General features: G+C 55.0%; 13 protein-coding genes. 5 read left to right on the top strand and 8 right to left on the bottom strand.

Annotated features, from left to right (window positions below):
• Window positions 1-62 precede the first annotated feature (62 nt).
• From OZ656_RS01840 to OZ656_RS01820, 5 genes are all read right to left on the bottom strand, one after another.
• A complete protein-coding gene (locus OZ656_RS01840; RefSeq protein ID WP_011784790.1) occupies window positions 63-815 on the bottom strand; it encodes a VIT1/CCC1 transporter family protein in 753 nt (250 codons plus the stop codon).
• 75 nt (window positions 816-890) lie between these two features.
• The gene (locus tag OZ656_RS01835) at window positions 891-3,110 is read right to left on the bottom strand and encodes a PepSY domain-containing protein (protein WP_011784789.1); all 2,220 of its coding nucleotides are present in this window, start codon (window positions 3,108-3,110) and stop codon (window positions 891-893) included.
• A gap of 22 nt (window positions 3,111-3,132) precedes the next feature.
• On the bottom strand, window positions 3,133-3,606 hold the full coding sequence (locus OZ656_RS01830; protein WP_011784788.1) for a DUF2271 domain-containing protein: 474 nt from the start codon (window positions 3,604-3,606) through the stop codon (window positions 3,133-3,135).
• A 54-nt stretch (window positions 3,607-3,660) separates the two neighbouring features.
• Window positions 3,661-4,041, bottom strand: coding sequence for a PepSY domain-containing protein (locus OZ656_RS01825; protein WP_011784787.1), 381 nt, complete (start codon window positions 4,039-4,041; stop codon window positions 3,661-3,663).
• Between the two features lie 76 nt (window positions 4,042-4,117).
• Window positions 4,118-5,434 carry a ferric reductase-like transmembrane domain-containing protein gene (locus tag OZ656_RS01820; RefSeq protein ID WP_011784786.1) on the bottom strand — a complete coding sequence of 439 codons (1,317 nt, stop codon included), beginning with the start codon at window positions 5,432-5,434 and terminating at the stop codon, window positions 4,118-4,120.
• Between the two features lie 167 nt (window positions 5,435-5,601).
• Between OZ656_RS01820 and OZ656_RS01815 the strand changes: the two genes are divergently transcribed.
• From OZ656_RS01815 to OZ656_RS01795, 5 genes are all read left to right on the top strand, one after another.
• Complete coding sequence (locus OZ656_RS01815) at window positions 5,602-6,267, top strand: response regulator transcription factor (protein ID WP_011784785.1); 666 nt, start codon at window positions 5,602-5,604, stop codon at window positions 6,265-6,267.
• A complete protein-coding gene (locus OZ656_RS01810) occupies window positions 6,257-7,582 on the top strand; it encodes an ATP-binding protein (RefSeq protein ID WP_023009203.1) in 1,326 nt (441 codons plus the stop codon). The genes OZ656_RS01815 and OZ656_RS01810 overlap by 11 nt, the downstream gene beginning before the upstream one ends.
• Window positions 7,573-8,712, top strand: coding sequence for an AraC family transcriptional regulator (locus tag OZ656_RS01805; RefSeq protein WP_011784783.1), 1,140 nt, complete (start codon window positions 7,573-7,575; stop codon window positions 8,710-8,712). The genes OZ656_RS01810 and OZ656_RS01805 overlap by 10 nt, the downstream gene beginning before the upstream one ends.
• Window positions 8,713-8,927: 215 nt before the next feature.
• Window positions 8,928-9,509: a DUF6448 family protein gene (locus tag OZ656_RS01800; RefSeq protein WP_011784782.1), complete on the top strand. Its 582-nt coding sequence runs from the start codon at window positions 8,928-8,930 to the stop codon at window positions 9,507-9,509.
• A gap of 494 nt (window positions 9,510-10,003) precedes the next feature.
• Window positions 10,004-10,573, top strand: coding sequence for a reverse transcriptase domain-containing protein (locus OZ656_RS01795; RefSeq protein WP_081432065.1), 570 nt, complete (start codon window positions 10,004-10,006; stop codon window positions 10,571-10,573).
• Here the strand turns inward: OZ656_RS01795 and OZ656_RS01790 are convergent.
• Genes OZ656_RS01790 through phnE form a run of 3 tightly spaced genes read right to left on the bottom strand, consistent with a single transcriptional unit; the run spans window position 10,488 to window position 13,192 of the window.
• Window positions 10,488-11,348 carry a LysR family transcriptional regulator gene (locus OZ656_RS01790; RefSeq protein ID WP_011783503.1) on the bottom strand — a complete coding sequence of 287 codons (861 nt, stop codon included), beginning with the start codon at window positions 11,346-11,348 and terminating at the stop codon, window positions 10,488-10,490. The two genes, OZ656_RS01795 and OZ656_RS01790, sit on opposite strands and share 86 nt — an antisense overlap.
• Window positions 11,342-12,352, bottom strand: a complete 1,011-nt coding sequence (locus tag OZ656_RS01785; protein WP_011783502.1) for a phosphonate dehydrogenase — start codon at window positions 12,350-12,352, stop codon at window positions 11,342-11,344. Before OZ656_RS01785 ends, OZ656_RS01790 begins: the two co-directional genes overlap by 7 nt.
• A 9-nt stretch (window positions 12,353-12,361) precedes the next feature.
• The gene (phnE, locus tag OZ656_RS01780) at window positions 12,362-13,192 is read right to left on the bottom strand and encodes a phosphonate ABC transporter, permease protein PhnE (RefSeq protein ID WP_011784781.1); all 831 of its coding nucleotides are present in this window, start codon (window positions 13,190-13,192) and stop codon (window positions 12,362-12,364) included.
• Window positions 13,193-13,199 lie beyond the last annotated feature (7 nt).

Below are 13,199 nucleotides of genomic sequence, written 5' to 3'. Positions count from 1 at the left end.
CGCGAATGAATATCAGCTCTTAGGGGAATATTATGTTAAATTGTCTATTCACCGCTGAAGAACTAACCCCCCAATAACCCCTGCGCAAAATGCCCAGTAGCAAACGCCAGCCCCGCTGCGGCCGTACCCATGATCAAAGTCCGGAGTCCTGATCGCATTGCTGGTAAGCCATAGACGATACTTTTAAGCATTCCGATACCCAAGAAGACGACGCCTGCCAAACCAAGACTCGTCAGGAACTGAATCTGACTCTCCATACCCGGGATGGCATAAGGCAGTAAAGGTAAAGCACCAACCGACAAAAATGCGGCGAAGGTAGTCAACGCGGCTCGGCGTGGGCTGAGTCCGGCACCCGAGAGTCCGTACTCTTCTCGCAACATGGTTGCTACCCACACATCGGGATTACGACTGATAGCCTCCACTACTTGCTCCAGCAATTCGCCGTCGAATCCCTTCGCCTGAAACAGCTGGCGAATTTCCTCACGTTCACCTTCTGGCACAGCACGGATATGTTCACGTTCTGTGCGTTCAGCAAATTTGATCTGATTCAACTGCGCCTGGCCCGCTTCGTAATTACTTACCGCCATGCTGAAGCCGTCTGCAATCAGGTTTGCAAAGCCGAGTACCAACGCAACCTGTGGCGAGAAACCTGCGCCGAACGCACCCGATACAACCGCAAACGTTGTAACGCAGCCATCGATGCCGCCAAGCACAGCATCTGGTAGCGTCGAGGCCTTAACGGGACCAGCAAGCCGTGCACGAACGGCATTAGGCTGGTGCTCGCTGAGCAGTCTTTCATTTTCTGTGGATGGCATCTTTCAGCTTCCTGTTCAGGACGCGATTTGGTGCTTTGGGATTATAGGCTCAGTTCGACCTTGTCACTTTATCTGTCAATATACATCTTCAAGATAACGTCCCTGGCCTCTCAGAGTTTCAATATCGATGTGCAAGGGTTTGATAATGTCTTCTATAACCTGCCGCACAGCCGCCGCCATATCCCGGCCACCACAGACCAGTATCTGCGCACCGGTGTTAACCATCTGTCGCACGGCTAATTCATCCTGTTTGAGCTTATCCTGCACGTAGGCGCGCTCGTCTGTTCTTGAGAAGGCTGTGTTCAGCCCGCTCAGTCGATGATCCTCAAGATAGCGCCCAAGCTCAGGTTGGTAGAGAAAATCTGACCTGGCATCGCGACCGCCCCAGTACAGATACATAGGGTTGCAACTGGTATTGTTTCTGATGAAACCGGTTAACGGACCAATCCCGGCACCTGCACCGACAAGAATCACTGGTCGGTTACCGGTAGCTGGCCGAAAGCCTGGATTGGGGCGGATGAAGCCATCGATACAATCACCCGGCTTGAGGTCATGCAAATAACCGGAGCAAAGACCGCCGGCCTGCTTACGGACGCATATCTCAACAATTTCGTCATTTGCCGAGGACGCGAGCGAGTAGAACCGCGGGGGTTGACCGTGTGGGGGAATAACCCCCAAAAGGTCTCCCGCCTCGAACGGTGGCAGCGCTTTAAATCTTCTTGGAGAAGCCGTTAGCCATCCGCCCTGCTCCGCCGGTTTGAACCGGAAGATACTGGTGGGCGCCTGAACCGCAATCCCGTAATCCGCCCTTTCTACCAGTTCCAGTTTGACCGTTGCTGGCTGCAATGCACAGTAGTTCAAGAAAAGCGGAGTACCGATAACCTCACCAACCCGGTTTCCCCACTCACTGAATTGCGAGGCAGAACACCGATCAATCAGTTCAATGGCGTGCAAACGGCTGACGCCTTTACCGGCGAGCGCAGCATCCACCGACAAGGCAAACTGACAGAAGTTCGGAAACTGCCGGTCACCAAAACCCAGTACCGTGTATCGCAGGTTCTTCTCAGCCCGGAATTCTTTGAGCCTGGCCATAAACTGCCGGGCCGATGCGGGTGCATCACCATCACCGTATGTCGAAGTCAGCACGAACAGCCTGGAAGCCTGCGGATACTGCTTAGCCAGGGCATTCATCTCGCTGCAATGCACGCGGAAACCGGCCTTATTCAGGCTGCTATGGAGTTCCTGGGCAAATCCCCAGGTGGCATTACCTTCGGAGCCGACCAGAATAATTGTATCCGCCTGAGCGGCATCGGCGTTGTCAGGAAGCTGCCCTGAAGACCGGCGACGCTGCCACCAGATGGTTGCACCTGTTATCGAGAGAGCTGGCACAGTCAGTGCCGCAGCGCCAAGAATCAGGCCAAGCCACCATAGGCCTTCACCGGTGTGCAAACGTACAATCCAGTCCTGCAATACGCCGCTGTCAGAGCGCGGCTGGAACTGCAGCAACTCGCCCGTAGCCTGGTCCACGAATCCGGAGCCGCCGGCGGTTGACAGCGAATAGACGTCCTGCGGATCACCGGGATAGGGAAACACCAGTTCCCGGAGTTCGCCAAGATCGAAATTGCCTAGCGCTTTTAAGGTGCCCACAGGCGATGGTTGCCCGCCCGAGACCTCAGCCGGAAACCCTGGCCCTGTGTCAGGCGCTTCCGGCAGCAAACCAAAGCGCTGTGCCGACATATAGCTACCGGTCAGTGCGGATAACAGTAGGCCGAGCACGGCAAACCGGGCCAGCTCGGCATGGATTCGTTTCCCGCCTGAGCCGGAAAGCGGTCTTAGTATATTCTTCCAACCCCCGGTACGCCGGGCTATCAACAATATTCCCGAAAGACACAGAAGTACCATCAAAGCAGCTAATACGCCGGCCAGCGCTCTACCGGCATCATCCAGCATAAACGCACGGTGCAGGTCCTTGACCCAGCCAAAAAATGCGGAAGGTTCGTAGGGTGCGGTGCCCTCACCTGTTACCGGATTCACCAGATCCGCACCGGCCTGGCCGTCACGGCTGTAATAGACAATGACCTTGCCAGAAGGCTCTCGCACGATCTGCTCAGTCCCGGGATAGTGAGCAACGACCCGGTCTGCCAGCTCGGCAATACTGACTTCACCGGAAGCCGGAATGACCGCTGACACTCTATCCAGCGTCGGAGCCAAAGCCAACACAGCTCCCGTGACCGAGAGAACGATCAGGAACACGCCTGCAAGCAAACCCGGTAAACTGTGGAACTTGCGCAACATAATAGTCGATGCTCCTGGTGAATTATTGAAGCTCGTAGGTCAGAGCGCGCACGTAACCACGTCCTGAAACCGGCTTTCCGGACCCTTCGGTGGTCAGGGGGGCTATCACATCGGCTCTGATATCGCGCATATCTTCAACAGCAGAGTCGACTCGAACCTCATAGCCGTTGTCGATCAGCGAATCATCGAGGTTCAGAGTCACTTTCAGCGTGCGGCCACTGGTAACACTGGCGCCAGTCAAGCCGTCATACTCTGCAGGATCAAGCCCACTGCCCCGGGCCCAGCCTCCCAGGTGTTTGTAGTATTTAGATTTCTTCCCGGAAACCCAAAGGGTACCCTGATACTCTCCGGCGGCATCGGTAAGATACAGCGCCAGATAGGCTCCATCGCCGCCGTAATTCTGTAGTTCCGTAGTGAAGGTCACGTCACGGGCCTGGGCGAATACCGGTAAAGCCAAGGCGGCGAAAAGGCTGCAAGTGAGAACAAACGTTTTCATAAATGGTCTCCAAAAACCTGATGAACGTTAAAGGAACAGGGCAAATTCGCTGAGTTACTCAACGGTAACCGTGGGACGCCCCTTGACGATGCCGTTGCGTGGCGCCTGACTTTTGGGATTGTCCTGTCCATTTTTCCTGTTGCCGCGGTCCCTCTCCTCATCGTCACTGTCTTCACGCTCCCATTTCATCATGGTCAATGAAGCGGGCGCGAAAGAGGCTTCTGCCCTGACCCCATCGGCATCGAGGCCCCGGACTTCATAACAACCGTCGTCAACCTTTATTCGGTGAACTGTCCAGCCTTCGGCTTCCAGCTTTTCACGCAGATTTTCACGGGGCTGCCAACTCGCCACCGGATCATCGCAGTCGTCATCGGCCACTGCGGTACCGCTCAGAAGTAACAAAGACAGGCTCAGAATAATGGGTTTGGTCTTCATGGTGTCTCTCCTGCTGGTTGTGTTAAATCCACTCTAAGGCGCTAACCTGACAACGACCTGAACAAACGAGGCCATTTCAGCGGAACTGAAAAGCTTCTTTATGGAAGCGAGTCAGGCGGAAGGGTGCTGCCCGCAAGCCGTTTCTAATGGCTTCCCCCAGCCCTGCCGGGCCGCAGAACCAGACCTCTGCGCCTGCTGCCGAGCGTCCGTTGGTAGACAACGTCTCGGCAGACAACCTCTGCCCCTTGCTGCTGTCATGAATCTCGAGGTGTATCCCGGGAAAGCCATCGCAAAGCGCCCGAAGTCGATCCACCATGGGATCCTGGCCGGCGTTGCGCGTGCAGTAATGCAGATCGGCTTCAGGCACGGTGGCGTCGGTGGCGCTGCTTAGAGCTTCGAGCCAGGCCAGAAACGGCGTGATCCCGATGCCACCGGCTATCCAGATCTGGTGGGATTTGCGGTTGCGGCGATCGAAGTTAAAACAGCCGTAAGGGCCTTCTATATTTACGGTTTGCCCCACGCTGATTTTTTGGCTCAGATTGCGGGTGAAGTCGCCGAGCGATTTAATGATGAACGTAACCGTGCCATTTTCCCTATCGGCACTGGCAATCGTGAACGGGTGCGCGCCCTCTAGTCGGTCGAAGGTCACAAAGGCGAATTGCCCCGCACGGTGACCGGGCCATGCCGGCCCCATGTGGCAGGTAACTTCGGTGACGTCCCGGTCTGGTGTTTTGATCGCGGTGACCATGCCGCGAACCTGGCGACGACGACCAACTCTGCCGGTCAGGGATAGCCCGCTGGCGATGCTGCCGCCAAAGAGCAAAATGGCCATCAGCACACCGATTGGCTGCTGCCACCATTGCAGCGGAGTAAGCCACGCCGCGTGGAAAGCGAGCAACAGATAAAGCACCGGCATGCCGCGATGCAAATAGCGCCAGTATTTGTAGGGGAACTTGCGCAACAAGGTGATCAGCAGCATGGCGAACAGCAGATAGATGGCGAACTCCCCTACCTCTTCCGCCGCATCGCGCATGGTGTCGATGAACCCGGAATAATCCTGATCGTGCAGCTTGCCGGCTTTTCCGAACACCGACTCTATTACATCGTCACCCATTTCAATCAGCCAATGGGCGGCGGCGAATACCACTGCCAGAATGCCCGCCCATTTGTGGGTGCGATAGATCTGATCCAACCCGCCCAGCGGTCTCTCCAACCAGGCTGGGCGCAGTGCCAACATCATGGCTAGTGACATCAGAGCAATGGATAACAGCCCACTGAGCAGCAGGCTCTGGTCATAGACTGCCCAGGGAGAACCGGCCCCAGGACCTGCAAAGAGGTTCCAGGCCCATAGGCCCAAAACCAACACAACGAAAGGAAAAATCATCCGCATCATCACATCTCCTGCGATCGGTACCTGGAATATTCCCCCGAAGGCTAGCGCCCAAACCTGACAGCCAGCTGAAGGTCGGTGAAGAGAGATCGAAGCGTTATTGACCATTCAGGCTGTTGTCAGGTTCGAGCTGTAGTATCTTGATTTCAGGGCTGGGTCAGAGGTGAACAATGCGGGTTCTTTTGGTGGAGGATACGGCGGGATTGGGCGAGGCGGTCCGGGATCAGATTGCGGACGACGGCCACGCCGTGGACTGGGTGCAAACTCTGCGCTTTGCTGAGGCGAGTATCAGGACCACAGCCTACGACCTGATTCTGCTGGACCTGATGCTGCCCGACGGCCATGGCTTCGGCTTTTTGCGAACGATCCGGGCTACCGGAATAACAACACCGGTGATCATTCTGACCGCCAGGGATCAGGTGTCTGACCGGATTGAAGGATTGAATGCCGGTGCTGACGACTACCTGGTCAAACCCTTTGATCTTTCGGAGTTGTCGGCCCGCGTGGCCGCGGTGGCTCGCCGATATCGCGGCAATCCAAGCCCGATCATACAAGTGGGCGAGCTGATGATTGATCTTGGCGATCACCGCATCAGTCGCAACGGCCTGCCGGTAGAACTTACGGCACGGGAGTGGGCATTGTTTGAGGGCTTTATCCAGCGACCCGGAATGCTGTTATCGCGATCGCAACTGGAGGATCGTCTATACGCTTTCGGGGCCGAAATCGAAAGTAACACCATCGAAGTTTATGTCAGCCGTCTGCGTAAAAAGCTGGGGCGGGACGCCATCGTAACCGTCAGGGGAATGGGCTATCGCCTGGAAACACATGGCCATTAGAACCAGTCTGCAAAAAACACTCGGTATCGGCCTGACGCTCGGCGTCACCCTCCTCTGGCTGCTGGGCGTGACCGCTTCGGGACTGGTGGCGCAGCACGAAATGAACGAGGTCTTCGACAGTGCCCTGGAAGAAACCGCCCAGCGAATACTGCCACTGGCGGTCACCGACATCCTGAACCGGGAGAACGGAGCGGGCAATCAAAAGGCCCCAGCCCTGAAAGACCATGACGAATATCTGACTTATCTGGTACGGGATGAACACGGAAATATTCTGCTCCAGTCCCACGATGCAGACCCTGGCGTGTTTAGTACAATCCCCGCGGAAGGGTTTTCAGACACTCTGACCCACCGGCTATATGGCGTATCTGCAGTCAGTAATACCATCTATCTTGAAGTGGCCGAACCCTTGGCGCACCGGCGTGAATCCGCCCTGGAGGCGGGTTTGGCCTTACTGATGCCTTTAATGGTTTTGATTCCGGTCAGCCTGGTGGGTGTCTGGTGGATTGTCCGGCTTTCCCTTCGCAAGGTGGTCGATTTTCAGCAAGACATTGAATCCCGCGGCGCGGGAGATCTGTCCCCTGTTGTAGAAAAGCACTTACCCCGTGAATTCGAACCAATCGCTATTGCCGTCAACCGACTGCTTGAGCGATTACACCGTGCACTTGAATCGGAACGGAGCTTTACCGCCAACAGTGCCCATGAACTGCGGACACCTCTCGCAACAGCACTCGCCAAAGTGCAGCGGCTGAAAACCAGAATGCCCGATGATTATCTCAAGAATGATGTTGCAGAAATTGAAGAAGCGTTACGCAGTCTCTCGGTGCTGTCCGGAAAACTGCTCGAGTTGGCAAAAGCAGAAGGTGGCGGTGCACTCTCACAAAGTCAGCAGGATCTTGTGCCCATCCTCGCGATGATTGCCCGGGATTTTGAGGCCCAGGCACCCGGGCGAGTTGTTTTATCCCTGCCGGAGCGCGAAGTGAACTCCTTTCTTGATCCCGATGCCTTCGCCATCCTGGTGCGTAACCTGATCGAGAATGCCCTTAAGCATGGTTCCCGTAGCGAGCCGGTGAAGATCAACCTGAACGATAATGGGGTTTTAAGGGTCTGCAATGGCGGTGCAAGAGTGCCACCGGAACAGCTCGCTCTTTTAAGAAACCGGTTTGCACGCGCCAAAACGGACGCTGCAGGTTCTGGCCTGGGCCTCGCGATTGCCGATGCGATTGCTAAAGGTGCCGGCATGACCCTGCATCTCAGATCGCCGGCAACAGGACGGCAGGATGGTTTTGAAGCGGAGCTGAATCTGGCATGTATCTGACACTCACCGACATTGTGCTGCTGACGAGCATCATTCAATCGCTGGCTCTTGCCGTTTTTCTCCTACTTCCATCCAACAGTGGGCTCATATCTAACCGACTCCTGGTTGCCACTCTGGTGTTCTTCGCCGCCGGGCTGGGAGAGATCTTCCTCTATGGCAGCGGGCTTGCGCTCCAGTACCCAAACTTCGCCTACCTCGGAACACTCATCGGACTTCTACAAGCCGGCTCGCTCTATCTATATGCGCAATCGCTGATGTATCAGAATTTCCAGTTACGCGGGAAGCATCTCGTGCACACGTTGCTCTTCTGGGTGGTCGGCGCAATTTTTCTGATTGAATATTATTTACAGCCAAGCGAGACCAAAGTTCAGATTCTGCTTGAACGGGACCACCCGGGCGTACTTACCTCTCCCCTTCTTGCAGTCGCTATTCACGCGGTCTTTCTGGGCTACCTGTACGCGACGATTCGTGCGATTAACCGTTTCGGCCTTGGTATTCGACAGATTTTCTCGAGTATTGAAAACAAACAACTTGCGTGGTTACGGACGCTTCTGATCGGCTATGCAGTGGCTTGGACCGTGAGCATGATGTACTGCCTTACAGCGCATGTGTTTAGAAGCGTGCCTGGAACCGAGTGGGTGGCCGGCGCTGGCGCTGTAACGGGCTTCATTTTCATCAATTTTCTGATGATAAACTCTCTTCGCCAACCCGTTGTTTTCTCTGGATTGGCAGCAGACCAGGCCGCCTTGCTGGAAGAAGAGCCCACGCCGCAGTTTGATCAAACTTTAAAGGTCAGGCTCCAACAGTTAATGCACCAGGAAAAGCCCCACTTGCACCCCAACCTGACCCTGGAACAACTTTCACGGAAATTGGGCGCCCCTTCAAGAGAGGTTTCACGGGCCATTAACCAAGGCTTTGGCTGCAATTTCTTTGAGTTCGTCAGTCGCTATCGCATCGACGAGGCGAAATCGCGCCTGGCCGATGCAGCCAATCAGGCAAATATTCTGCAAACTATGTATGACTCTGGCTTCAACTCGAAGTCCGTATTCAACACTGCTTTCAAGAAAGAGACAGGATTTACCCCCAGTGAATATCGCCGACGAGCCCTGCAGGGCGATATCCGACCCTAGCCACGATCCTGAACCTGGCTACCCGGCGTTCGAGTACGCTCTCACCCGATACTGAAACCTCTATCCTTTTGAATTATATATTTTATTTCCAAACCATGGAATCGGTTCGGTTTCGTACCTGAGAACGCTTCTTTGACCTCCCTTCCGTACTCTGATTGCCAAGCGACACCAAACCCGGTGCTCGTGAAGCTCAACGCAATATGAAGAGGTCATGTATGAAAACCAAATTACGCAAAACCGCTGTTCCCGCAGTGGCCGCAGCAATCTTCAGCCTGATGTTTGCCGGTAGCGCCCAAGCTCATTGTGATGCTCTGGACGGTCCCGTGATTACCGAAGCCCGTGCGGCACTGGAGTCAGGCAATGTTAAGCCCTTGCTCAAATGGGTGCCGGCAAAGGATGAGGCCGAAATCAAAAGGGTATTCGCCGATGTGCGCCAAGTCCGCGGGCAAAGCGAAACTGCGAAAAACATTGCCGATCAGCATCTGTTCTCGACGCTCGTTGAGGTTCATCGTGCCTCCGAAGGCGCACCCTTTACCGGCATCAAGCCTTCCGGACAGATTGATCCGGGTTTAATGGCGGCGGATGCGGCGTTGGAAAACGGGCAAATTGATCGCCTCGTGGCAAATATAACCCGCAAGATCGAGAACGGTATTCGTGAGCGTTATCATGAGGCTCAGCGTGCAAGGGCCATGGCTGATCAAAGCAGCGATAAGGGGCGTGCCTTTGTCGCTGACTACGTCAATTACATTCACTATATAGAGGGCGTGCATGGCGCTGCTGGAGGGCAGGGGCACTAATTCCTATCTTCACGCAGACGCAAAGCAGGCTGACGGCCTGCTTTGCCGTTGTATTCATTTCCAGTTTCGCCTTCGGCTGAATTGGTACCATCATTCTATTAAGGCGCATCAAAAAACATAAATGAAGCCAACACCAATCTCCGCTTCATAATCATTCCGGGATATCGGGCAGCCATATTACTAACTGAGGGGCGTGCTGTGTTTTATCTAATTTCGGTATTTCCGCAATTAGAGAAAAAAATTCCAAGCGCCAGGTATGGAAGGCGTATCAGCGCGTTAAATCAAATCGAGGTGCGGCCGGTGTAGATGGCCAGACGATTCAGGACTTTGATCGAGACTTGAGTAAGAACCTCTATCTAATTTGGAATCGGATGTCCTCCGGCAGCTATTTCCCACCGTCCGTCAAAGCAGTTCCAATTCCGAAGAAAAGTGGAGGAGAAAGATTGCTCGGGGTACCCACGGTTAGCGATCGTATAGCGTAAACTGTGGTTACTATGACGCTGGAACCTATCCTGGAACCTGTCTTTCATGTGGACTCGTACGGGTATCGGTGCGGGAAATCCGCGCATGATGCGCTTGTGATCACGCGAAAGCGGTGCTGGGAAAGGGACTGGGTGCTGGAGTATGACATCCGTGGCTTGTTTGATCATATTGATCATGAGCTATTGCTCAAGGCTCTTGACCACCATTGCTCTGAATCCTGGGTGCTGCTGTATGTGAGGCGCTGGCTAACGGCACCGATGCAGACGAAAGATGGTAAGCAGGAACGACGGAACGTTGGCACACCACAAGGTGGCCCGTTATCGCCAGTTCTGGCAAACCTGTTTCTGCATTATGCATTGGATCGTTGGCTGACCGTTCGTCATCCGGATATCCCATTCTGCCGATATGCAGATGACGGAATACTGCGTTGTCGAAGTGAGCGTGAGGCTCAGTATCTGCATTCCCAGCTAGATATGCGTGAGGTGGACCCAATAGCTATTCACAGAGATGCCCAACAAACGAGTATACTGGCCTGTGTTTGTCCAGGCTGCTCGGATAAATCACCATCAGCTCCTTGCTAAGGCCAGGCTCACTCACGGGAATAGCCACCAGACTTCCATTTTGGACCTCCTCCCGTACAGAACTTTCAAGCACCAACGATGCGCCAAGTCCGACCTTAACCGCTTGCTTGACGGCTTCGGTGCTACCCAGCTGCATAGATACCGTCGGAAATGGCCCATGCTCACCGAAGTAGGTCGCCAAAAGCCGGCCAGTGCCGGTGCCGGGTTCGCCGCCGATCAGAGCCATGTTAGACAGCGTATCGCGGTCGATATCGGTTCGACGGGCTAACGGGTGACCAGGCGGAACGATTAGAACAACGGGCTCGTTACGCCACGCCTGAGCATGGAATCCGGGTAGATCATGCCACCACTCCATAATCGCCACGTCCAGCTCACCGTCCGATAAATGCCGTGCAATAGTCGGATTGGAATCTATTACCACATCCACCTCGGGCCCTACGCCCAGCTCCTTGTAACGACGGATGTAGGGCTGGAGCATATAAATCCCAATATTGGAGCTCGCCCCAACGCGAAGTCGAGCCTCCATAATGGAAGATCTCGCCTGCTCCTCCAGCCGGAGCAGACTTCGGGCAAAAGGCAACAAGGTTAAGGCAGCCCGGGTTGGCTCACAGCCAGAGCGCCCCCTGTGGACCAATAAAACGCCAAGTTGGTTTTCGAGTTTTTGAAGGTGCTGGGACAGTGTGGGTTGTGCGATGTCCAACTGGCGGGCTGCGGCCTGAAACCCGTTGTGGTCCAGCACCGCCACGAAACTCTTCAGCCAGACAAGATTCAGCATGGGCCGCTCTCGCGGCCACTGGGATCATTGATCGCATCACCCGGCCGCTCACCCCGAAGCACTTGCAGAATGTTCCGAGCAGCGCGTTGCTCGATAGCCAGACGCACCTGGCTGACTGCCGATCCGATGTGAGCAGTAAACAGCGTGTTGGGGTGGGCCCTGAGCCCCTGGGCGATCTCCCTCGGACGATCTTCTCTCGCCCAATCTTCCATCTCAAACACATCAGCGGCGTACCCCCCCAACTGACCGGATTGAAGCGCTTGCAGAACACTACCCTCATCCACCACAGATCCACGGCAGGGATTGATAAGGAATGCGCCCGGTTTCATTCCTGTTAGCGTTTCGCGATTAATGGTGTGGAGGGTTTGCTCATTGAGCGCCAGTGCCAGGATCACAATATCTGACTGGGCCAGCAGCATCTTGAGGGGAGTATGGGACAAACCCAGTGCCTGCTCATGCTGCACGGGTAAACGTTCCGGCTGGGAATAGATTAAATCCGCTCCCCATCCGTTCAGGCGCTGCGCCACCGCTTGGCCGATGGCCCCCATACCCACAATACCAATCCGTGAGCCTTCGATCCCCTGCCCATAGAAGCGTGGTGTCCAGCCAGTAAATTCACCGGATCGAACGAAGTGGTCCGCCGCCTTGACTTGTCGGGTGAGACTGATCGTCAGCCCGACCGTTAGCTCTGCAGTAGGCACGGTTAGCAAATCCGGTACAAATGTCAGCCAAACCCCATGACGCGTGCAGGCATCCACATCAAAGTTGTCATAGCCTTTCAGGGCTGCACCAATCACCTTCAAGCGCGGACACCCCTGTAGGAACTCCACTCCAACTCGGTCTGGCATGAACGCCATCATCGCATCAGCGTCTGCAACGCGCGCAGCCACTTCCTCCTGGGGCAACGTGGCGCCGGATTGGTTGGTGACCAGCTCGCAATCTTGGGCAAGTTCATCCAGAACACTGTCATGGATCTTATGGGTTATCACAACCTTGGGTTTCATCGACGTTCCTTATTTGAATTTCTTACGAAGGCGGCCACTGAGACTGTCCACGACGGTGACCATCAACAAGATGACAATGAGAATGGCGCTGACTTCCTGATACTGCATGATTCTCAGCGAGCCCATCAATTCGAAGCCAATACCACCGGCACCCACCATGCCCATTACGGTCGAGGCACGGAAATTGTATTCCCAGCGATAAATGGACACGTCCGCGAATTGAGGAAGTGCTTGTGGCAGCACGGCGTGATAGAGCACCTGCAAGCGAGTAGCGCCGGCAGCATCGGCCGCTTCCACTGGCGCCTCATCTACATGCTCAATCGCTTCGGCAAAAAACTTTCCAACCATGCCAATGGAGTGAAGACCGAGCGCCAGTACGCCAGGCAACGCCCCAAAACCAACAGCAGCCACGAAGATGATGCCCATGATCAGTTCCGGGACTGAACGCAAACCGTTTAAAAGGGTTCGAGTTACTTGGAACACCACCGGATGTGGAGAGGTGTTGCGCGCAGCCAGGAATGCCAGTGGCACAGACAAGGTTACTGCAATGGCAGTACCGGCAATGCTCATCGCAAGCGTGTCGATTAACGGCGACACCCAGCTGGCCACATTGGTGAAGTCAGGTGGAAGAGATTCGCCAATGAGTGTGCCTATGGCTGGCACGCCATTGGCAAGTGTATTGAAATTGAGCAGCCCTACGTACCAACTTGCGACAAAAATGATGAGCAGCACTAACAGCGACTGTCCGAGTTTTTTCCGCCAGCCTTTCGCGTGCTCATCCAGCACGGAGGCCGACGGGGCCGGCGACAGAGTCGCCGGTTCCGTCGTTGTATAGTTCATGGGGCAC

Origin of the sequence: Marinobacter sp. LM1 (assembly GCF_042763285.1) — a bacterium.
GTDB lineage: Bacteria > Pseudomonadota > Gammaproteobacteria > Pseudomonadales > Oleiphilaceae > Marinobacter > Marinobacter nauticus.
Note: the sequence above shows the minus strand (reverse complement) of the source record. Positions and strands in the feature narration are given on the sequence as shown.